A 21,135-nucleotide genomic window follows, 5' to 3' on the forward strand; every position below is an offset into this window, starting at 1 on the left:
TCTAACTCACCCCTTCTTTCCCGCTTGTCCTCGTACATACTTTGCATCGAACAGAAACAATCTCAATATCAGGATCAGCGAAGGAATCAGCACCAGCAGACCCGCAACAAACGCCGTAATCAATGCATACGCCATCGTAGAGTTCGTAAAGCTGTTATATACATTAATGTAGGGATACAGAACATACGGAAGATGTGAGCGGCCATAGCCATACCAGGCAAATGCAAATTGCAGCATCACCAGGATGAAGGAGATACCCAAATGCCGCCGCTGCCAGACCAGATACACTGCTCCCACAAAGCATATGAAGGATGCGACAAACATCCAGGCCATACTAAGCATATTGGCAAAATGGTCTGGATTTTGTTTGTTAATCTGGAAAAATGCGAACAAACTCGCCAAAATCGTAGGAGCACTCCAGAGTAACGCGTACCCTCGTACGATTTCAAAAGCTATCTTGTCCCCTGCCCTTTTGGCATAAAAGGACAAAAACATCGCCGATATATACAATACACTCACCAGCGCCAGAATAATAACTGCCCACGTGTAAGGGTTGCTTAATAGCTGGCCCCATTGCAGATGAACACCTGTGCTGTTCTCTACAATAATGCCACCTTCTGAAATAGCGAGGACCGTCGACAGTGCTGCGGGAATCAGCAGCCCAGTCGCACCGTACAATGCCATGTAGACGATATTATTTTTACCCGAATGCCCATAGGTATTGTAAGCATAATATACTCCCCGGATCGCGAGCAGCACAATCGCAATACTGCCGGGAACGAGTAACGCCGTACCATAGTAATAAGCCGCATCCGGGAAGAACCCGTTTAATCCCACCACAAAAAAGATGAGAAATACGTTCGTTACCTCCCATACCGGAGACAGATATCGTTGAATGATATTGTGGATTTTATTCTGGTGGCCTGTCAGCACGCTGTAAAAGCTGAAAAAGCCTGCACCAAAATCAATGGACGCCACAAGCAAATATCCAAACAGGAAGGTCCACAATATAGCGATACCTACAATTTCATAGCTCACTTGCCTTCAGCCCCTTCCAGGCCCAGCTGTCTTATCTCTTCCACGGCATCCTTATTACGGAATAGCTTGCTGAGTACCTTGATGGCCGAGAAGCACAGCACCAGATACAAAATAACAAACAACACCAGCATCCACCCAACACTTGTAGAAGTGGTTGCTGCTTCGGACACCTTCATATATCCGCGTAAAATCCACGGCTGTCTGCCGACCTCTGCAAACATCCAGCCCAGCTCAATAGCTACCATCGCCATCGGTCCGACCAGAATGAGCGCTAGCAGCAGCCATTTGGGGTAGGGTTTGCGACCTGGCAAACGCTTACGGATCAGATACAGCAGTGGGATGACGAGAATCAGCACTCCAGTGGTGATCTTGAGGTCAAACATATAATGAATAGACAGCGGCGGACGCTCCTCCACCGGATAGTCATTTAACCCCTTAACCTCCGTACTAGGCAAATTACCTGCCAGGATACTAAGTGCATAAGGCACTTTCAGGGCATATTTGATTTCACCGTTTTCGTCCATAAAGCCGCCATATACAAAGGGGGCGTGCGTCATCGTATCAAAATGCCATTCGGCGGCAGCCAGCTTCTCCGGCTGATATTTGGCCAGAAATTTGCCGGATGCGTCTCCAATCAGCACTGTGCTGATGGCAAATACAATGGTACAGGTGGCCGTCAGCTTCAGCGCCTTTTTAAAATAAGGGTGATTACGCCCCCGCAGCATGCTGTAAGCAGCCAACCCCATCAGCACCCCTGCGCTCAATGTATACGAGGAAGCCAGTACATGGGACACTTTGGTCGGCGTGGCCGGGTTTAGCATAGCCTCGATGGGATGAATATTGGTCATGACTCCATTTTTGAGTGTAAAGCCTTGAGGTTGGTTCATGAACGAGTTCACAGTCGTAATAAAAACCGCTGAGGCAGACGAGGCAATCGCTACCGGGATGAGCAGCATCAAGTGAAAATATTTACTTTTAAACCGATCCCAGGTATACAAATAGATGCCTAGGAATATTGCTTCGATAAAGAAAGCAAACGTCTCTAAAAACAGGGGTAGCGCAATCGCTTGTCCAGCCACCCGCATAAAGGTAGGCCACAGCAAACTGAGCTGTAGACCAATGGAGGTGCCTGTCACGACGCCCACGGCGACAGTAATGACAAACCCCCGAGCCCACCGCCGTGCCAGCAGTGTATAATGCGGATCACCAGTTCGCAGCCCGCGCCATTCTGCAAGTGCAATCATTAAGGGTACGCCAACGCCGATGGATGCAAATACGATATGAACAAACAGGGTAATTCCGGTCAGCATCCGGCTTAGCAATACAGGGTCCAGTGAAGACAAATGGGTTTCACTCCTTCATTTCACATTTTTAATAGGGAAAACTTCGAATTCACTCTTGATTACCAACTAGGGAGTCAAGCGAGCTATGCTTTTAATTACGGCATATAGCATAATGGCCGCAATTACTATACATACAATAATGAGCGTTCTTTCCTGCTTGCGGAACATAGGAACGCCTCCTTCACTTATCTTTTGGCGCATTTTGGTAACCTATTTACAGTTTGGTTCATTCAGCTGATTTTTAACCCTGCTTCTGTATTGAATGTAGCAGTATTTCTTTCTAGATATTGTTTTATTCATGACAATACGTTATATTGATATATAGTTAGATAACCTAATTATATGAAAAGAGTGAACTTATGCCGCCAAAACAAAGTAAGCGGGACTTCATCCAGCAATCTCTTCCTCGTCTGGGCCCAGAACCTTATCTAGAGTTAATGGATCAAACTGCCCTTGCAGAAACAGACCGGCGACTTGCCCGTATTGGTCTCTTCTTGCTATGGACAGGTGATAATGTGCTCGACGCGGTAGATTTGGATCTAGCTGCTTACGGCCTGACAGAGAGTAAGCTAGATTTATTGTTGCTATTGAGATTGCACCAATCCCAGTCTCAGATGAGCCCCTCTATGATTGCTGACCGTCTAGGCATCCGACGTGCATCTGTAACATCCCTCCTGGATTGGACAGAGCAACGAGGCTGGATTATCAGAGAACATAGTTCTACAGATCGGCGCAAAATTCATGTACGCATTACAGAAGCGGGTTCTCACCTTGTACAGCAAGTGCTCCCTGTATTTTGGTCTTCCTGTGCTTCCCTAGCGAGTATTTTGGAGCCCGAGGAGCAGATCGTTTTTTCACGGATTATAGAAAAAATCCATCATCATATGGAAGACAAACTGGGGGTGGGCAGGTAATTTTTTTTGAACATATAATTAGGTTATCTAATATATTTAATTGTTTGTATTTCAAATTACTTATTTGATGATGAAGGAGTGTTCTATTGATGAGTAAACTACGAACAAAAGATACCCTTATCCAGAAGGAAAATGTTGCTCTCCCTTATGCATGGATGACTGTAATCCTATGCTGGTCAGCGGTTGTCGTCATGTCCAGCCTGTATGTGACGATCCCTTTGGTCCCTCTCTTTGCTAAAGTATTTGGAAAAACGCTAGCTGAAGCAGCTCTGCCGGGAAGTATCTTTTCCTTAGGCTTTGCAGCGGGATGTCTTATTTATGGAGGATTGTCTGATCGCTTTGGACGCAAGCAGATTATCGTCGCTGGATTGCTCGCATTGACGATCCTTTCGTTATCCCTCAGCTTAACCAGTCAGTATTCTGTATTAGTTGCACTGCGCTTGCTTCAGGGCTTGGCGGCAGCCACCTTTTCCCCCGTTGCTCTCGCATACGCCGTAGACATGTTTCCAACCGAAAAACGGGTAACGGCCATCGGCTTTATCAGCACCGGTTTTCTAGTGGCAGGTATTGCCGGACAGGTATTTAGTATTATCATCAGCGAACAAATCGGATGGAATATGGTATTTCGGATGCTAGGTGTTTTGTACGCAATCACCTTCCTGATCGTTCTTTTTTTCCTGCCTAAAGCTCCCTCCCCGCAACGAGGGGTTCGTATTTTGGCAGCCTTCGGTCAGTTGGGGACCGTTCTGCGTTCGTATCCTTTATGGTTAAGCTACACGATTGCTTTTGTTCTTCTGATGTCATTTGTGAGCATGTATACGGTTTTGGGAAGCTACCTTGGCAGTCCCGAATTTGGCCTGAATAGTAGACAGATGCTATATGTCAGGTCGGCTGGCATCATCGGCATGCTTCTCTCACCCTTCGCCGGAAAATTGGCCCTGAAATTCGATGTACACCTTGTATTACGTACAGCTCTTCTTCTTTCCATCCTTAGCTTGGCGCTGATGGGAATGACACATTCTCTAATAGCTATCGTGGTATTAAGTGTATGTTTTGTCAGCGGCATTGCCCTGAGTGTCCCTTCACTCATTACAATAGTTGGTCAGCTCGGCGGGGCAGCAAGGGCCATAGCGGTCTCACTATATACCTTCATCCTGTTTGCCGGTACGAGTATAGCTCCTATGCTTTCCATTCGTTTGATGGGGAATGGCGGCAATCAGATGACTACATTTATGCTGCTGGCGGCTGTTCTGTCTGTGGGACTTATCGCCTCCCTGCTCATTCGCCGCCGTCAAAACGATCCACTGAAGCGGGATGCATAATACAACATCAGACTAAAACCGAACTTAAAAGTTACCTATAGCGCCACTGCGCAATCGGATGGTACTTCCCATCGCCACCGCCCCCGGATTTCTAGAATAAAACCTATGAAATACTCCTATTTAACAGGTATACTCATCTAAATCATGTGATATATGTCATTGTGTTTTCTCTATAAACGAAAACTCTCTCTTTGGAGACCTACGCAGAATGAGGTACAATACAGATAAGCTATATATGATATATGGAGAACTTTTGAACAGGAGGCTGTACCGAGCTATGAAGATAACATCTATCGAGCCAACTCCCAGTCCGAACACCATGATGCTGCATCTGGATGAGCGGCTGGAAGCGGGTATCCGCAGAACATATACACGGGACAATGAGCGTTCGGCTCCCCCATTTATCCGGCGTATGCTGGCCATTGAAGGGGTCAAAAGCGTGTTTCACACGACTGATTTTGTAGCCCTTGACCGTAAAGGAAATGCCGATTGGTCTACTATTCTGGGTCAGGTCCGGGATCAGCTAGGCGAGGAAGGTGCTGACGCTAATTGGGATTTACCAGAGGAAACCTCTGGGGAAGCGTTTGGCGAAGCACAGGTTTTTGTACAATTTTTTCGCGGCCTTCCCATGCAAATTCGAGTTAAAGCGGGTCAGCAGGAGGAACGAATTTCCTTGTCCGACCGTTTCGTGCAAGCCGTTACCCGTGTAGCAAGTGCAACGCTGATCAAGGAACGTAAGCTGAGTGATTACGGCGTCCGCTACGGTGAACTGCCGGATATTGCCCGCGAGGTTGAGCAGGAATTGGAGGCAGCCTTTCCGCAGGATCGGCTGGAACAAATTATCCAGCAGGCGATTGCCCACGGCGCGGACAACAGCGAATTCGTGGAGGAACGCCGCGAGTGGAGCGATGCCGAGCTAAAGCAGGCCCTGCAACACGAGGACTGGCGCACACGCTACGCTGCGCTGGATCGGCTGGAGCCGACGCCCGAGCATTTGCCGCTGATCCGGCAAGCGCTGCATGACGACAAAATGCAGCTGCGGCGGCTGGGAGTCGTCTATCTGGGCGATATTCGTACACCGGAGGCGATGGAACTGCTGTTCGAGGCGCTGCGCGATCCTTCAGCGGCAGTACGCCGCACTGCTGGCGACACGTTGTCGGACATTGGCGATCCCGTCGCTACCAGTGCTATGATCGGAGCCCTATCGGACAGCAGCAAGCTGGTTCGCTGGCGTGCAGCCCGTTTTCTATACGAGGTTGGGACCGAGGATGCGCGTGATGCGCTGGAGAAGGCCGTCGAAGACCCCGAATTCGAGGTCAGTCTACAAGCTAAAATGGCGCTGGAGCGCATCGAATCAGGCGAGCAAGCCGCAGGTACGGTTTGGCAGCAGATGGCCAAGCGGAACTCCTGATTTAAGAATCGATAAGTGGATTTTCAAAAAATTGTCGATTGTCAGAAGGTGTACAGGTACGATATACTGTAGTTCGCTATACAATATAATATCATGTCATACACCTCATCAACCTGTTTTATGATGAGGTAGAGGTCGCGGATGTAATCAGTACACTGGAGGAGACGCCAAGAGCCGTCTGAGATTCCAGTAGAAAGGTACACCCGCCGAAGTATGCGGAGCTGACTCTTTGTAAATACTCCGTATGCTGGGGCTGCTAACCGAAAGGAGCAGAACTGTCACGCGATGTCCTAACACAGACACGTGTGTTGAGCTATCTTGTTATAGAAGAAGGTATGGTGCGGAATGCATAGACAAGACCGCAGGCGTATTCCCTGCGGTCTTTTGATTTATATACTCCCCCTCCTTCTGGCTCTTGCCCTGACATGAAATACAATTTCATGAAGGAGTGTTTGAACGTGCAACACAAAGCAACATCTGACGCAACCTTGCGTAAAAGTCTCAAAGCCCGCCATATGACGATGATCGCCCTCGGCGGCTCGATCGGAACAGGGCTATTCCTCGCCAGTGGAGGCGCGGTCGCCGAAGCTGGACCTGGCGGTGCCCTGCTGGCTTATGCAGCAGTTGGCCTTATGGTCTACTTCTTAATGACCAGCCTCGGTGAGTTGGCTACGTTTATGCCTGAATCCGGCTCTTTTAATACCTATGCAGGTCGCTTCGTCGATCCGGCTTTTGGTTTCGCCATGGGCTGGAACTTCTGGTACAACTGGGCAGTAACGATTGCTGCCGAATTGGCAGCAGCGACCGTGCTCATCAAATACTGGTTCCCAGAAAGTCACTCTGCTTGGTGGAGTCTGTTATTCTTGGCCATAATCTTCTTGCTGAACGCGTTGACGGTCAAAGGCTACGGTGAGTCCGAATACTGGTTCGCGATGATTAAAATTGTGACTGTAATCATCTTTTTGGCCGTAGGGGTGCTGATGATTTTCGGCATCATGGGTGGTCCTGCGGTGGGATTTGCCAACTTCACGGTAGGAGATGCCCCGTTCCATGGTGGATTCTTCGCTGTATTGGGCGTATTTATGGCTGCGGGCTTTTCCTTTCAGGGAACCGAGCTAATTGGGGTAGCCGCTGGCGAAAGCGAAAATCCGCGTGACAATGTGCCACGTGCCATCCGTCAAATCTTCTGGCGCATCTTGTTCTTTTATATTCTCGCGATTCTCGTTATTGGTTTGATCATTCCGTATACGAATCCGAATCTGTTGCGAGGAGATATCAGTGATATCGGAGTCAGTCCGTTCACGCTCGTATTTGAAAAAGCGGGGCTTGCCATTGCTGCCTCAGTCATGAACGCCGTTATTTTGACTTCCGTATTGTCGGCAGGCAACTCGGGTATGTATGCAGCGACTCGGGTACTGTACGCTTTGGCGCGGGAAGGTAAAGCCCCCCGTTTCCTTGGGCGTATCAATCGACGCGGCATTCCTATGAATGCACTTCTGATTACGACTGCTGTTGGTATGCTGGCTTTTCTCGCCTCCCTGTATGGAGACGGTGTAGTCTATAACTGGCTGCTCAATGCCTCGGGAATGTGCGGATTCATTACGTGGGTTGGGATTGCAGTCAGCCACTATCGTTTCCGCCGTGCCTTTACTGCACAGGGTCACAGTCTGAGTGAACTTCCCTACAAAGCCCGCTGGTTCCCGTTTGGACCGTTGTTCGCCTTTGCTCTATGTATCATTGTCATTATTGGGCAAGGGACGGATGCTTTCACCGGACAGGAGATTGACTGGAAAACGATGATCGCTACGTATATGAGTGTGCCGCTGTTCCTTCTGCTGTGGCTTGGCTACAAATGGATTAAACGTACTAAAATCGTTCCATTAAAAGAATGTGATTTGAGTTCAAATCCGCCTTCGGATAAATAATAGAATACCGTGTGTGATAAAAAGCCCGTCTCCACATATCAGGGAAACACTCTGATACACCTGGTCCCAAGACCGTTATCCTCATGTTCCCCTGTATATGCCCGGAGACGGGCTTTTTCTGTTTATTTGGAAGAAGCAGCTACTTCAGCTGATAAAGACATAGATAAGGCACGACGACTAAAAATACCGTATATGACAGCAATCAGCGTCAAGACTGCTGAAAACAAGTACAAATTAACGATACCCAGATGATCTGCAATCCAGCCCATTAAAAGCAGCGAAATACAAAACGTCAGGCTTGTCAGCGTAGCCTGGGCGGACAGCACCTTAGGCAAATCATGTACCGACACACTCATTTGCATCATCGTGCGGCGGGAGACGACCGACATTTCCGCAGGTAGCCCCATCAACAGCACGATAAGCAGCGTTAGTGGCGGTAATGTGTTCAGTGCATACCAAGCTGTCAGCAGTCCATAGCCTGCCATTCCTGCCAGCATGGCGGGCAGCAGTCTGCGCTGCAACAGCTTGACGCAGGCAAGGACTACGATGCCGCCACCAATCGCCCCTGCAAAATACGCGGCATTGATGTATCCCCACCATGCCTCGCTCTTGTGCAAGACCTGCTGAGCGAAGGCAAGCGTGAACGCGCCTACCCAAACCGATCCCCCCAGCAGGTCAATCATATCCATAAAAATAAGAGCCTTCAGTCTGCGACTGGCTCCGATGAGATTCCAACCTTCTCGCAGTATTTCCTTTTTACGTTTAGGAGGCACCGACGGACTCTCTGATTCCGGACCATACAGCTTATCTTCCAACTGTGCGGGAGGCAAGTCATGGTGCCCTTGTCCCGGCTCGGTTACAGCCTCATAAGCTGAGACATCTCCATTTTGCACCCTTGTTCCAGGCTGAAGCAAATAATGGGCTTTGCCTTCTAGGGGATCTCGAATCAAGCTGGTGAAGATCAGCGCTATCATATACAGACCGCCAGCCACCAGCAATGTTTTTTCCGAGCCCAGCATAGCTACGAGCACCCCACTAAGCCCCCACCCCGCTAATTGCACCGTCTGATCGCTGACCGATACCAGACTGTTTGCCCGCATGAGCCCTTCCCCGGAAGCAAGGCGGGGAATCAGCGCGTTGCGCGCAGGTGTAGTCCAGCCGTCCAGAAAGGACATGGCTGTCACCAACGCAAACACAATCACCCATACGGGCTCCGTGCCCGCTGACCACAAGTGGCCCAGCAGTACAGCGAAGAAGGCCAGTTGTCCGAACTGGGAAACGAATAAAATAAATGGAAGCTGGAACCGGGCCAAAATGAGCGGTGCCAAAAAGCCGCTGATCATCTGTGCACCCATTCGCAGCAACGGAACGAGCACCGAAGAGAAGATCGAGTCTGTTTCATGAAAAACCAGAGACACAAGTGCCATAATGTAAAGAATGTCGGCCGCATTGGACATCGTCTGCGTGCCAAGCAAATAGGTAAAGGAACGCTTGTGCATATAAATTAGAATACTCCTTTGTTAATGTAGCTTTTTACAGCAAAATCATCAGGTCCATTTTAGGGTTACACGAAGATTGCCGGTACTTCCAAGATCCGTAATCTGATAGGAAATGGACTTCAAGCCAAGTTGATATAAGGATTGCAAATCCTCCTTGAGACTTCGTTCCGTCCCCTGATAGCCGAAGGTAAGTGACGTTCCTCCCTTATTTATCACCTTATGAACCTGCTCCTTGATATCGGCGGATGATTTGACCAGCCCCTTGCCGTCTTGCAATGGATATTCCAGGTTATTGTACAGTTTTTGATACACGGTAGCCTTTGACCCTCCAGTAGCTATCAATGCCGATAAGGTTTCCCGATACGATGTATTCGCCTGAGGGTATTGTTTCACCCATGAGTGATCCCGCCGCATTTCTGAATCCGTCAGCAGATAATATGAAGTGCTTACCTCGTTCGCGCGATCGGGGGTCGGGTCATCCCATGTCGTATCCATGTGATACCATCGGCCATCTAATAAAACAAGATTCCATGCATGCAGCTGTCCCCCTGCTCTACCCTCCACAATCCGATTCGTAATCCCTGCTCGTTCGAGCATTTTATAGGCCAACAGCGAATAACCCTGACACACTGTGCTGCCCGTTTTCAGGCCATCGTAGGCTGTGTACTTTTGCTGTGCTTCATCATACTTCAGGCGAACGACGATCCAATCATGAATGGCCTTCACCTTTTCGTGATCCGTCATTCCCTTCGTAATGATATCCCCCAACACAGCTTGAACTGTGCTATCCACATATGCCGTCTGTTCCTTCGTCTCCCGGTAGCTTAAACGAATCGTAACCTGGGCGGAGGTGGTTGTGCCTGTATAGCTGAATGCGTAGCTTTTGATCGTATAATTCACATACGGATCGCTCTCCATCGCCTGTTGGATGGCTGTCTGTAGCTGCTGCTTGAGACCGTTCACTCGCCCTTGATATGTAAAGGTCAGCGTTTCACTCCGCGTAGCCATTGCCTGTAAAAGCTTGTTCTGAAGCTGCTGCGAGGATACGGAGGAAGTCGGCTTGACCGACGACGCATACACATTGCTGCCCCACTCTACAGCCTGCGGCAGCAACACAGCCAGCGCCGCACCTGCAACCAGACATTTTACAAGCCTAACCCCGATTTTTCTGTTCATACAGAGCGTTCCTGCCCTTCTTAGCATAGTTGTAAACAGCTCTATCTTACCATAAAAACAGTTGCCCCAAACGCTCTAGTTTTGTCGGTTGCAGGCGAGTAAGAGTGCATTTAAAGGCAGGTTGTGACACCATGCTCTGCTATATAACAGTTGGGAGCTTAGGCAAACATGTCGTTCGCAGAGAATTTTATCACAGCAATCTAGTACTCCTCATGATATGGTACTGGCATCGGAAGTAAATGATATTGATTCTCATTCTAGATCAGAAAGGCTGAGCACCATGCCAGAATGTATCTCGCTCCTTCGTACGCCATTAGGCCAAACTGTGCGTTTGCAATCTCTTGCCCCTCTTCATCCCTCATTGCGCCGACGCTTAACAGACATGGGCATCAACGAAGGCTCCATCATACGCTTAAAAAAGATCAGTCTATTGGGCGGTCCTATTGTTATTGAATGCAACGGACAGCTGGTCGGTCTCCGTCAAAATCAAGTGAAACAACTGGAGGTTGTTCCGACATGGACATGATCGCTCTTTTTGGCAATCCCAATACAGGTAAAACCTCATTATTCAACAAGCTGACTCGTACGTATGCAGAAGTAGGCAACTGGTCCGGCGTCACCGTGGAAAAGAAAACAGGAATTCTGCGTGACAAGTCTGCCGTATTGGTGGATTTGCCGGGTGCCTATTCTTTACTCCCTCTGTCGCTGGATGAAGGCGTCGCTACTCGTTATTTGCTGGAGGAGCCGCCTGCGGCGCTGATTAACATCGTGGATGCCTCCCAGCTCCAGCGCAATCTTTATCTGACTGTACAGCTATTGGAATACGGTCGTCCGCTTGTACTCGGCTTAAACATGACTGATGTAGCCGATGCCACCGGTCTTCGGGTAAACAAGGAACTGTTGGCTGATCAATTGAACGTTCCCATTATTCCTATGGTGGCACGTACAGGTAGCGGAAGTAAGCAAATGCTTGCTTCCCTTCGAGAGGTCAGACATACATCCAATGCTTTTCAACTGGATTACGGCCCCGCCGTCGAAGCTGCTATTAAGGATATTTGCAACTTGCTGCCGAATACATCTGTGCCTCAGCTCCGTTGGGCCGCATTACAATGCCTGGAAAACAATCCGGTCGTCATGGAATGGATGACGAATGAGACACAGCGTGAACAAGTAACGGCACGCATCCAGCGTTGCGAACAAGAGCTTCTCAGGGAAGGGTATGCCATCCCCCCTGCTCAGCATATTCGTTCTGTACGAACAGCATGGATTGCTGATCTGTGCACCAAGGCAATTGATACATCCAAACTCAGACCTCACAGTCTGACTGATAAGCTGGATGCACTGCTAACTCATCGGTACTTGGGGATACCGATCTTTTTACTGCTGATGTACGCTACTTTCAAGTTTACCTTCGATTGGGCGGGTACAATTCTTTCAGATATGCTAGATGAATTTTTTTCAGGGACACTCAGCAGCTGGATTTCTGAATTACTCGTTCACCTGAACGCGTCCGCTTTTACACAAAGTCTAGTCGTGGACGGCATCGTGGCTGGAGTCGGGGGTGTGCTAGTTTTTCTGCCTCAAATTGCTATTTTATTTCTGATTATCTCGGTGATTGAAGACTCTGGGTATATGGCACGGGTCACGATACTCATGGATCGCTTGATGCAGGCTGTGGGCTTGAACGGGAAAAGCTTCATTCCCTTCATTATTGGATTTGGTTGTAATGTTCCGGCCATTATGGCGGCACGCACCATCGAACAACCAAGAGAACGCCTCATTACAACGTTGCTGGTACCCTTTATGTCATGCTCGGCCCGCTTGCCAGTCTATGCGTTGTTTGCAGGTGTGTTTTTCCCGTCACATGCGGCAAGCATTATCATGCTGATGTATGTGTTAGGGATCACCGTATCGCTTATACTTGCCAAAATTTTTTCCAAAGTATCTATTTTATCAGGTGAGCCTTCCCTCTTCATCGTGGAGCTCCCTCCCTATCGGGTACCGCAGGCTCTTACCTTATTTCGCAGCACATGGGAAAAGGTCAAAGGCTTCGTCCGTAAAGCCGGAACGATTATTCTTGCAGGCTCCGTTGGCATCTGGCTCTTGTCCAATTTCGGTCCGCAGGGCTTCGGGGTAGAAATGGATGATAGCCTGCTCGCTACAATTGGAGGATGGTTTGCACCTCTATTGGCCCCTCTTGGTTTTGGTACCTGGCAAGCAGGCGCGTCCCTGCTCACAGGTTTTATGGCCAAGGAGGTAGTCGTATCGACTATGAATATCATTTACCACGTTCCCGATATGCAGGGATTGGAACTGCAAGTCAGTCATGCTTTTACACCGCTTGCCTCATTTAGCTTTATGGTGTTCATTCTGTTGTATGTGCCGTGTCTGGCCACGGTAGCGGTTATTCGCAAAGAGACACTCTCTTGGCGCTGGACTGCATTTTCTGTGGTCTATCCTTTGACCGTTGCATATATCATCGCCGTCTTGATCTATCAGTGTGGCAGATTATTAGGTTGGGGTTAATTCAGACCCTACAGTATATAGAAGGAAGTGGATTCCATGATCAATGTAATTATTTTATTGGCGATCCTCGGTTATAGTGCGTGGGTGTTGGTACGATTTTTGCGAAAAAGCCGCCAAGGCGCCTGTGCCGGCTGTTCATCAAGCAAGTCATGTCCGGGCTGTGCCGTGAGCTCAGTGAATGAAGATCATGCGAAAATGAAGAAAAGTATTTAATTCATAACATCATTACATGTAAAAAGCGGCTTCGGGGATTTCTACACCCGAAGCCGCTTCTCATTTAAGCTCAAAGCTCACCATATTACCGATAGACCGCCAAATGCTCACTTAGCTCCCGTGTGTGTAGATACACTTCACGGTATAGCTCGTATAAGCCTTCATATTGTGCCACACGTTCTGGGTTCGGCGAATATCTTGCTGCTTCACGCAGAAAAGCTTCAGCGCACGCTTGCAGCGATTCAAACCACCCGCTACCATAGGCAGCCAGCATAGCTGCTCCCAAGGCAGGTCCCTGCTCACTTTCCAGCTTGACGATATCCGCGTTAAAAATATCGGCCTGCATTTGCAGCCATGCCTCATTACGCGCACCGCCGCCGATGGAAATCACTTCATTCACCGTTTTTCCCGTGCCTCTAAGAATATCAATGGATTCCTTGAGCGAAAACGTAATTCCCTCCAGTACCGCTCGTGTAAAATGCGCAAGCTTATGCCCTGCATCCATCCCGATAAAGCTGCCTCGAATAGTTGCATCCGGATGAGGCGTACGTTCGCCTACGATATAAGGCGTGAACAGCAGCCCGCGGCTGCCCGGCTCGACCGAGTTCACATCTTCCAACAATGCGTCAAAGGAATGTTTTGGCGCAAAGGTATCCTTAAACCAGGTCAAGCTGTATCCAGCCGCGAGTGTAACTCCCATGATATAATAAGCATCCTGCTCACTATGATTAAAAAAATGGGCTCGCCCCTGAACGTCGATATCCTTGCGTTCCTCATAGGAAAGTACAACTCCTGAGGTGCCGATGCTGCACAAGGTGCGGCCTTCGCTCAAAATGCCAGCGCCAATCGCGCCACATGCGTTGTCTGCTCCACCTGCATAGACCTTGGTCTCAGACGAAAGCCCGCTCTGCTCCGCAATCTCCGGCAATAGTGTACCCGTCTGGTCAAAGGATTCCACCAGTGGCGGGAACAGCGACAGCGGCAGATCAAACGCAGCAGCGATCTCTTCGCTCCACTGCTTGTTCGCGATATCCAGCAGTAATGTGCCCGCCGCATCCGAATACTCCATCGCCAGTTCTCCTGTGAGACAGTAGCGCACATAATCTTTAGGCAGCATAAAATGGGCCGCACGAGCCAGCACGTCTGGCTCATGCTCCTGCACCCACAGCAGCTTGGGCAGCGTGAAGCCTTCCAGCGCGCGGTTGCGTGCGATACTTAGCAGCGTTGGCCCGAGCTGTTCTTCAATACGGCGGCATTGTGCCGTTGTGCGCGTGTCATTCCAAAGAATAGCCGGACGAAGCACTTGGCCTTCCTTGTCAGTCAGCACAAGCCCGTGCATCTGCCCCGAAAAGCTAATGCCGTCCACAGCATCTGTTTCGGCGATTCCGGCCTTCTCCACAAGCTGTTTCAGTGATGCTAACGTGCCACTGACCCAGTCCTCAGGATGCTGTTCGCTATACCCTGCTTTCGGCTGATGGAGAGGATAGGACTGTGAGGTTTCATAAGCCACTTGCCCCTTGCGGTTGACCAGCACCGTTTTAACTGCGCTGGTACCCAAATCCACGCCGATGACATAACGCTCCTGCTCCTGATTTAGCTTCTCCTGCATTGGAGTTCCTCCTTCCCTTTATCGTGAAATCCTTATTTCATATATAAGCTCTGGCATTAATCAGCCAAAATGTATTGATTTAGTGTTGCTTTCAGATATTCCTGACGACCGGATACGTTTTTGCGTGGTGTTTCGTTCGCCAGAGCATATTCAGCCAGAGAAGCAAGCGTTGCTTTTCCGGATACAATATCTGCTCCAATGCCTTCCTTAAAGCTGCTGTACCGCTTCTCAATAAAGTCCTCAAACACACGATCCTCGATCAGTTTGGCGGCTACCTTCAACCCTTTCGCATACGTATCCATACCTGCGATGTGAGCGAGGAACAAGTCTTCTGGCTCAAACGATGCTCTGCGCACCTTGGCATCAAAGTTGATACCGCCACGGCCCAGACCTTCATTTTGCAACACTTCATACATAGTTAGTGTGGCATCATACAGATCAACCGGGAATTCATCCGTATCCCAGCCCAGCAGCAAATCGCCTTGGTTGGCATCTAGGGAACCCAACATGCCGTTAACCCGTGCTACACGTACTTCATGATCAAAAGTATGACCCGCCAAGGTTGCATGGTTAGCTTCCAGATTCAGCTTGAAATGCTGATCCAGATCATATTTTTGCAGGAAGGCAATCGTCGTCGCCGCATCAAAGTCATACTGATGCTTGGTTGGCTCCTTCGGTTTTGGCTCAATCAGGAACTGAGCGTCAAAACCGATTTCACGCGCGTAGTCCACAGCCATATGGAACATCCGTCCCAGATTGTCCTGTTCCAACTTCAAATCTGTATTCAGCAGTGTTTCGTAGCCTTCACGGCCTCCCCAGAATACATAGTTATCTGCGCCCAGACGTTTGCCCACTTCCAGTCCTTTTTTAATTTGAGCAGCTGCGTGTGCGTATACATCTGCATTGCAAGTTGTCGCAGCTCCATGCAAATAACGTGGATGGCTAAACATGTTCGCCGTGTTCCACAGCAGCTTTTTCCCCGTAGCCTTCATGTGCTCCTCAATCAGATCCACGATGGTATCCAGATTGCTGTAAAATTCCTTCAGTGACGCGCCTTCAGGTGCAATATCCACATCGTGGAAGGCGAAATAAGGTAAATTCAGCTTATCCAGCAGTTCAAAGGCAGCTTCCACACGTGCCTTCGCCAAATCTAGTCCAGTAAACTTGGACCATGGACGTTCCGCAGTCTCTACTCCAAAAGGATCAGAGCCACCTGCAACCAGCGTATGCCAATAAGCCATACTAAAACGCAGATGCTCCTCCATCGTTTTTCCCGCTACCATTTCCTGAGGATTATAAAATTTAAATGCAAAAGGATTATCGGATTGCTTGCCCTCGAATTTAATTTTAGATACTTGTTCGAAATAAGCCATTATAAGTTCCTCCTTTATAGTAAACGTTTACAAAAACGATTCTAGCACAGCCAAGAAACTTTGTCTATTGCTTAAACTAAGTTTATTTTTATGATATAATAACGGGAATTACATCAACAGGAAGTGAAAATAACCATGAATGTTACTGGCGATCAGGCGCTTGTCAAAAAGCTGAATAAATCCATTGTATTGGAGCGAATCCGCCTTCATGCCCCTCTATCGCGGGCACAGTTATCCAGTCAAACCGGATTAAACAAGGCCACCGTTTCCAACCTGGTTGCAGAGCTTATCACCGATGGATTGGTGTATGAGACAGGATTAGGAGAATCCAGCGGTGGGCGTAAACCTTTAATGCTGCTGTTCAACAGCCGTGCAGGATTTGTGCTCGGTATCGAGGTTAGCGTACAGTACATCAAGGGTGCTCTGACCGATCTGGCAGGTACCATTGAAACAGAGCTTACCCTTTCTCTAACCCAGCATGATCCTGACTTTGTCATCGAACAAATCCGTAAGCTCATTCAGAAACTCATGCAGGTCATTCCTCCCTCCCCTCACGGTATTGTTGGCATTGGGTTGGGGGTACCGGGTATGGTGGATGAAACCGGAAATGTTTTATTCGCACCCAATCTGGGCTGGGAAGAGGTTCCGCTGCGTCAACAGCTTGAGACAGAGCTGGGTCTTCCCGTAGTGGTGGATAATGAGGCCAACGTCGGTGCACAAGGTGAATTGTACTATGGTATGGACGCCGATCATCGGCAGCTTGTGCGGGATCTGGTCTACATCAGTGCAGGCTCCGGGATCGGGGCCGGAATTATCATTGATGGCAAGCCGTATCAAGGGGCTTGGGGATACGCGGGTGAGAGTGGGCATATGTCCATAGACTGGAACGGGCGCCTCTGCTCCTGCGGCAGCCGAGGCTGCTGGGAGCTGTATGCTTCGGAGAAGGCCTATGTAGCATCCACATTGAAGCTGCCCGCACATAATACAGCGGAATTACTCCCGTTTGCCCGGCAAGGTGATGCGAGTACATTAAGCGTCCTTGGTGAAATAGGGCGCTATTTAGGTGTAGGTATTACCAATATTGTGAACAGCCTCAACCCCGGCATGCTTATCATTGGCGGTCCGCTTGCGGAAGCCAGACCTTGGTTGGAGCAAAGTATGCGTACAGTGATCGAAGAGCGGGCCCTGCCCTATCACCGTCGGCAATTACAGATTCGTTTCTCCACGCTTGGCAGCCGTTCGACGATGCTAGGTGCTGCCTATGCGGCAACGGCTCCTTTTCTCGGGCGTGTACGTGTATCTTTGTAAAAGACCAAAAAACAGGCCCCCGTCGCAGTATGCAACTGCGGCGAGGGCCTTGTTTAAACCATATGAAAATCACATGCTGTTAGGCTGGATTAAGCGTTCAACACTTTTTCAAACTTGGTTTTGTTCATACCGGAAATACGTTCTTCCCCAATCAGAGTCAATGGAACGGCACGAATGCCCATATCCCAAACCTCTTGCGCAAAAGCTTCATTGGTTTCAATGTTGCGTTCTTCGTATTCGACGCCTTTTTCAGCCAGGTAGCTTTTTACTTGACGACAATGCGGGCAGTTTGTAGATGTGTAAACTATTGCTTTTTCCATGAATATCACCTCATCATTTATTTTGTTACATCATATTTATACACACTTGCAAGTATTACAGGGCCAGTGCACTGTGCTCCAGACTTTCAATGTATTTCTCGCTGTCCATAGCAGCCATACAACCACTACCTGCTGCGGTAATCGCTTGTCTGTAGCGTGTATCCTGTACGTCGCCACAAGCGAATACGCCAGGCACGTTTGTTTCGGAAGTACCCGGATTAACGACGATATAACCGTTCGCATCCGTTGTAATTTGTCCCTCAAGGAAGCCTGTATTCGGATGATGTCCAATCGCCACGAATACGCCGCTCACTGTAATGATTTCCTCTTCACCTGTTGCATTGTTCAGCACTTTCAAGCCAGTTACTCCGTTTTCGTCTGCAACTACTTCTACAGGAGTACGATTGAGCGCCCATTCAATTTTGCTGTTCGCACGAGCACGATCCTGCATAATTTTAGAAGCTCTCAATTCTTCACGACGATGTACCAACGTTACTTTGGAGGCAAAACGAGTCAGGAAATTAGCTTCTTCCAGTGCAGAGTCCCCACCACCGATAACAACGATTTCTTTGCCACGGAAGAAGAACCCGTCACAGGTAGCGCAAGTGCTCACGCCGCGTCCGATGTTATCCTGTTCACCGGGAATCCCCAGGTATTTGGCAGTCGCCCCTGTGGAAATAATCAGCGTATCGGTAACCAGTTCACCCAAACCTTCTACATCCAGTGTAAATGGACGAGCAGTTGTGTCTACCTTGTTCACCCAGCCTGTGCGGAATTCAGCGCCAAAACGCTCCGCTTGCTTACGCATATTATCCATCAAATCGGGTCCCATGATTCCTTCAGGAAAGCCTGGAAAATTCTCAACTTCTGTAGTCGTGGTTAATTGTCCGCCTGGCTGCGGTCCTTCGATCACCAGCGGGTTCATATTAGCACGTGCCAGGTAAATAGCGGCGGTCAAACCGGCAGGGCCGGTACCTATAATAATGGACTTGTACATATCTTGGTTCCTCCTAAAATATCATAAGTATTATATAGCGAGTTTTCGGTACCGGGCGCTGGGCTGCTGCATATACTCTAAAAGTACTGCTGGCAGAAGCTCATCCCAAAAAGTGGACACCCGGATGTTGTAAAAACGAATCACTTGTTTTATAGCTTTTTATGACTTAGACTGATTCTAAATCCTAATTTCATTATGCGGAAAGAGCTGTAAACAGTCAAATGAAGTTTTCATGAAGCGAAGCTTAAAGATAAATGAGGTATGGAGGGATTATCCCGATTATGAATGACGTTTTCGTAGGTAGCTTAATTTCTGCCTTGTCCACTGGACTTGGCGCCGTGCCTATTCTGTTTATGCGTAATATCACGCACCGGCTTCGTGATGTTCTGCTGGCTTATGCCGCAGGAATTATGACCTCTGCATCGGTGTATAACCTGATTCCAGAAGCGATACAGCATTCCAATTGGTTCGTGCTGACTGCGGGGATTTTGCTCGGTTGCCTCGTATTACTGGTGATGGAAATGTATATCCCCCATGCCGATTTGGAGGACCCGGATTCCAAAACTTTTCAATTGGAGTCCAAATCTTTTCTCATCATCGCAGCTATTACGTTGCACAACTTGCCGGAAGGGCTCTCTGTTGGGGTCAGCTACGCGAGTGAGACTCAGAATCTAGGCAATCTCATTGCCTTCTCTATCGGTCTGCAAAATGCCCCGGAAGGCTTTATTGTAGCGTTATTCCTGGTGAATCAAAACATTGGGCGTTTCAAGGCATTGGGCATTGCTACCCTAACCGGGGCTGTGGAAATCATCACCAGTCTGATCGGTTTTTACTTGAGCAGCTGGGTGAACGGACTGGTGCCGTATGGCCTTGCTTTTGCCGCCGGGGCTATGATGTTTATCGTTTACAAGGAACTGATTCCCGAAAGTCACGGGGATGGTAACCAGCGAATCGCCACATTTTCCTTTATTCTTGGCTTGATTACGATGATCGGGCTAACCGAATGGCTATAGCCGTGCAACACAAAAAGGCTGTCTTCTGCCTGTATTCCAGACAGTAAAGCAGCCTTTTTGTCATGTTCAAATGAAGGGATCTCATTTTTTTCGGTTCATGGAACGCAGTGCTTCACGATACTGCTCGTCCTCACTTTTGGAATTCTCCTTCTCTCCATTAGAGAGTCGGGAATGTCCATCCTTTTCTTCGTCCTTTCCAGCAAAACCACGCAAAGCCGCACGATAATCCTGGTCCCCGTAGGCACCTTCTGTATTCTCGCGATCTTTCTCCACCTTTATATCCGTTTGGATATCAGGCAATTTGTGCTGCTCCTCTGCACGATGTTCTTCAACGCTCGAATTCTTAGGCTGGATCTCTCCCGTATGCTCCGTCAATTCATGCGTCTTGGGTTCCACCTGCACAGGATAAGGACGTTTGCTTCTTTGCCGGGATTCCTCTTGGTTGGGGCGATTCTTGGCCGAGGACTTGCGCGTCATCTTCGTATTAAATACCAGCAAAAAGATAAAGGCAACCACAGCTACTACAATAAAAGCAATGGTCATCGGCGGCCTCCTATTCTCTTTCGGCGTTACGGTACCGTCCCGCCATCTCAGCGACCCTTTTGCCCAAAGAGCGACCTAATGCAAGATCATCCCCCGTTGGAAGGTTGGGCGGCCCATCGGGGTCTGTCTCCACCGGACATGTTACCCCTACGCCGTAATAGGAGCCGTAGAGCGCATTCTCTGTGATGCTAGCGGGCAGGCCTACAATAATCATACCTTGATGAAGCATAGGAGTAATCAAATTCAACAGCGTTGATTCTAATCCACCATGAACGGTAGCGGTTGTGCAAAACACAGCCCCGATTTTGTCCACTAGCTTGCCCTGCGCCCACAGATACCCCAGCCTATCAATCCAACTCTTCAGACCGCTACTGATGGTACCAAAATGACCCGGGCACCCCCATATGATCGCATCTACGCTTACAAGCTCATTCACATCGGCCTCATTCACATGTTTTAGCATCACTTCTGTGTGATCCATGCGTGCCCCTTCTGCGATCGAGCGAGCAAGACGTTCCGTATGTCCATTTTCACTGTCATATACAATTATGATTCTGGTCGTCATTATGCGCATCATCCTTTGTCAGCAAGATTTTCCTTTTGGC

Annotated in this window: 19 protein-coding genes and 1 riboswitch; of the genes, 9 read left to right on the top strand and 10 right to left on the bottom strand. The window is 48.9% G+C overall.

Features of this window, described 5'->3' with window-relative positions:
* Positions 1-6: 6 nt before the first annotated feature.
* Together MMB75_RS18940 and MMB75_RS18945 are read right to left on the bottom strand one after the other, a co-directional pair.
* Positions 7-1,038, bottom strand: coding sequence for a cytochrome d ubiquinol oxidase subunit II (locus tag MMB75_RS18940; protein ID WP_016820301.1), 1,032 nt, complete (start codon positions 1,036-1,038; stop codon positions 7-9).
* The gene (locus MMB75_RS18945; protein ID WP_016820302.1) at positions 1,035-2,381 is read right to left on the bottom strand and encodes a cytochrome ubiquinol oxidase subunit I; all 1,347 of its coding nucleotides are present in this window, start codon (positions 2,379-2,381) and stop codon (positions 1,035-1,037) included. Before MMB75_RS18945 ends, MMB75_RS18940 begins: the two co-directional genes overlap by 4 nt.
* Before the next feature lie 359 nt (positions 2,382-2,740).
* Here MMB75_RS18945 and MMB75_RS18950 point away from each other — a divergent pair, with 359 nt between their 5' ends.
* The 4 genes from MMB75_RS18950 to MMB75_RS18965 all read left to right on the top strand — a co-directional run bounded on the left by MMB75_RS18950 (position 2,741) and on the right by MMB75_RS18965 (position 7,953).
* Entirely contained in the window at positions 2,741-3,295 is a 555-nt protein-coding gene (locus MMB75_RS18950; RefSeq protein ID WP_031462238.1) for a MarR family winged helix-turn-helix transcriptional regulator, read from the top strand.
* Between the two features lie 89 nt (positions 3,296-3,384).
* Positions 3,385-4,617 carry an MFS transporter gene (locus MMB75_RS18955; protein ID WP_017425969.1) on the top strand — a complete coding sequence of 411 codons (1,233 nt, stop codon included), beginning with the start codon at positions 3,385-3,387 and terminating at the stop codon, positions 4,615-4,617.
* A 277-nt stretch (positions 4,618-4,894) separates the two neighbouring features.
* Positions 4,895-6,028, top strand: coding sequence for a virulence factor (locus MMB75_RS18960; RefSeq protein ID WP_045245018.1), 1,134 nt, complete (start codon positions 4,895-4,897; stop codon positions 6,026-6,028).
* 121 nt (positions 6,029-6,149) lie between these two features.
* Positions 6,150-6,352, top strand: a riboswitch (Lysine riboswitch).
* Between the two features lie 134 nt (positions 6,353-6,486).
* Entirely contained in the window at positions 6,487-7,953 is a 1,467-nt protein-coding gene (locus tag MMB75_RS18965; RefSeq protein ID WP_019688612.1) for an amino acid permease, read from the top strand.
* Positions 7,954-8,075: 122 nt separating this feature from the next.
* On the opposite strand, the gene MMB75_RS18970 is transcribed toward MMB75_RS18965, so the two are convergent.
* Positions 8,076-9,452, bottom strand: coding sequence for an MFS transporter (locus MMB75_RS18970; protein WP_031462241.1), 1,377 nt, complete (start codon positions 9,450-9,452; stop codon positions 8,076-8,078).
* A gap of 48 nt (positions 9,453-9,500) precedes the next feature.
* The gene (locus MMB75_RS18975; RefSeq protein ID WP_017425971.1) at positions 9,501-10,628 is read right to left on the bottom strand and encodes a transglutaminase domain-containing protein; all 1,128 of its coding nucleotides are present in this window, start codon (positions 10,626-10,628) and stop codon (positions 9,501-9,503) included.
* Positions 10,629-10,908: 280 nt separating this feature from the next.
* Here MMB75_RS18975 and MMB75_RS18980 point away from each other — a divergent pair, with 280 nt between their 5' ends.
* Genes MMB75_RS18980 through MMB75_RS18990 form a run of 3 tightly spaced genes read left to right on the top strand, consistent with a single transcriptional unit; the run spans position 10,909 to position 13,367 of the window.
* Positions 10,909-11,154, top strand: a complete 246-nt coding sequence (locus tag MMB75_RS18980; RefSeq protein ID WP_016820309.1) for a FeoA family protein — start codon at positions 10,909-10,911, stop codon at positions 11,152-11,154.
* Positions 11,145-13,154 carry a ferrous iron transport protein B gene (gene feoB / locus MMB75_RS18985; protein WP_016820310.1) on the top strand — a complete coding sequence of 670 codons (2,010 nt, stop codon included), beginning with the start codon at positions 11,145-11,147 and terminating at the stop codon, positions 13,152-13,154. The genes MMB75_RS18980 and feoB overlap by 10 nt, the downstream gene beginning before the upstream one ends.
* A gap of 36 nt (positions 13,155-13,190) precedes the next feature.
* On the top strand, positions 13,191-13,367 hold the full coding sequence (locus tag MMB75_RS18990; protein WP_016820311.1) for a FeoB-associated Cys-rich membrane protein: 177 nt from the start codon (positions 13,191-13,193) through the stop codon (positions 13,365-13,367).
* Positions 13,368-13,452: 85 nt separating this feature from the next.
* On the opposite strand, the gene xylB is transcribed toward MMB75_RS18990, so the two are convergent.
* A complete protein-coding gene (gene xylB / locus MMB75_RS18995) occupies positions 13,453-14,976 on the bottom strand; it encodes a xylulokinase (protein ID WP_016820312.1) in 1,524 nt (507 codons plus the stop codon).
* A 56-nt stretch (positions 14,977-15,032) separates the two neighbouring features.
* Positions 15,033-16,349, bottom strand: coding sequence for a xylose isomerase (gene xylA / locus MMB75_RS19000; protein WP_016820313.1), 1,317 nt, complete (start codon positions 16,347-16,349; stop codon positions 15,033-15,035).
* 135 nt (positions 16,350-16,484) lie between these two features.
* On the opposite strand from xylA, the gene MMB75_RS19005 reads away from it, so the two are divergent.
* Complete coding sequence (locus tag MMB75_RS19005; protein WP_016820314.1) at positions 16,485-17,657, top strand: ROK family transcriptional regulator; 1,173 nt, start codon at positions 16,485-16,487, stop codon at positions 17,655-17,657.
* 89 nt (positions 17,658-17,746) lie between these two features.
* Here MMB75_RS19005 and MMB75_RS19010 read toward each other — a convergent pair whose 3' ends face one another.
* Positions 17,747-17,977, bottom strand: coding sequence for a glutaredoxin family protein (locus tag MMB75_RS19010; RefSeq protein WP_013373091.1), 231 nt, complete (start codon positions 17,975-17,977; stop codon positions 17,747-17,749).
* A 55-nt stretch (positions 17,978-18,032) separates the two neighbouring features.
* Positions 18,033-18,974, bottom strand: a complete 942-nt coding sequence (gene trxB / locus MMB75_RS19015; protein WP_016820315.1) for a thioredoxin-disulfide reductase — start codon at positions 18,972-18,974, stop codon at positions 18,033-18,035.
* A 281-nt stretch (positions 18,975-19,255) separates the two neighbouring features.
* On the opposite strand from trxB, the gene MMB75_RS19020 reads away from it, so the two are divergent.
* Positions 19,256-19,987: a ZIP family metal transporter gene (locus MMB75_RS19020; RefSeq protein WP_013373094.1), complete on the top strand. Its 732-nt coding sequence runs from the start codon at positions 19,256-19,258 to the stop codon at positions 19,985-19,987.
* Positions 19,988-20,068: 81 nt separating this feature from the next.
* On the opposite strand, the gene MMB75_RS19025 is transcribed toward MMB75_RS19020, so the two are convergent.
* Together MMB75_RS19025 and MMB75_RS19030 are read right to left on the bottom strand one after the other, a co-directional pair.
* The gene (locus MMB75_RS19025) at positions 20,069-20,530 is read right to left on the bottom strand and encodes a hypothetical protein (RefSeq protein WP_016820316.1); all 462 of its coding nucleotides are present in this window, start codon (positions 20,528-20,530) and stop codon (positions 20,069-20,071) included.
* A gap of 10 nt (positions 20,531-20,540) precedes the next feature.
* On the bottom strand, positions 20,541-21,095 hold the full coding sequence (locus MMB75_RS19030; protein WP_031462246.1) for an NAD(P)H-dependent oxidoreductase: 555 nt from the start codon (positions 21,093-21,095) through the stop codon (positions 20,541-20,543).
* Between the last annotated feature and the right edge of the window lie 40 nt (positions 21,096-21,135).

Source organism: Paenibacillus sp. P2(2022) (genome assembly GCF_029522175.1).
Lineage (GTDB): Bacteria > Bacillota > Bacilli > Paenibacillales > Paenibacillaceae > Paenibacillus > Paenibacillus polymyxa.

Coding starts and splice junctions, on each gene's coding strand:
- MMB75_RS18975 (WP_017425971.1), bottom strand. CDS start 10,628: ATGAACAGAAAAATCGGGGTTAGGCTTGTAAAATGTCTGGTTGCAGGT.
- MMB75_RS19005 (WP_016820314.1), top strand. CDS start 16,485: ATGAATGTTACTGGCGATCAGGCGCTTGTCAAAAAGCTGAATAAATCC.
- MMB75_RS18955 (WP_017425969.1), top strand. CDS start 3,385: ATGAGTAAACTACGAACAAAAGATACCCTTATCCAGAAGGAAAATGTT.
- MMB75_RS18990 (WP_016820311.1), top strand. CDS start 13,191: ATGATCAATGTAATTATTTTATTGGCGATCCTCGGTTATAGTGCGTGG.
- MMB75_RS19030 (WP_031462246.1), bottom strand. CDS start 21,095: ATGACGACCAGAATCATAATTGTATATGACAGTGAAAATGGACATACG.
- MMB75_RS18970 (WP_031462241.1), bottom strand. CDS start 9,452: ATGCACAAGCGTTCCTTTACCTATTTGCTTGGCACGCAGACGATGTCC.
- feoB (WP_016820310.1), top strand. CDS start 11,145: ATGGACATGATCGCTCTTTTTGGCAATCCCAATACAGGTAAAACCTCA.
- MMB75_RS19025 (WP_016820316.1), bottom strand. CDS start 20,530: ATGACCATTGCTTTTATTGTAGTAGCTGTGGTTGCCTTTATCTTTTTG.
- MMB75_RS18950 (WP_031462238.1), top strand. CDS start 2,741: ATGCCGCCAAAACAAAGTAAGCGGGACTTCATCCAGCAATCTCTTCCT.
- MMB75_RS18980 (WP_016820309.1), top strand. CDS start 10,909: ATGCCAGAATGTATCTCGCTCCTTCGTACGCCATTAGGCCAAACTGTG.
- xylB (WP_016820312.1), bottom strand. CDS start 14,976: ATGCAGGAGAAGCTAAATCAGGAGCAGGAGCGTTATGTCATCGGCGTG.
- trxB (WP_016820315.1), bottom strand. CDS start 18,974: ATGTACAAGTCCATTATTATAGGTACCGGCCCTGCCGGTTTGACCGCC.
- MMB75_RS19010 (WP_013373091.1), bottom strand. CDS start 17,977: ATGGAAAAAGCAATAGTTTACACATCTACAAACTGCCCGCATTGTCGT.
- MMB75_RS18960 (WP_045245018.1), top strand. CDS start 4,895: ATGAAGATAACATCTATCGAGCCAACTCCCAGTCCGAACACCATGATG.
- MMB75_RS19020 (WP_013373094.1), top strand. CDS start 19,256: ATGAATGACGTTTTCGTAGGTAGCTTAATTTCTGCCTTGTCCACTGGA.
- xylA (WP_016820313.1), bottom strand. CDS start 16,349: ATGGCTTATTTCGAACAAGTATCTAAAATTAAATTCGAGGGCAAGCAA.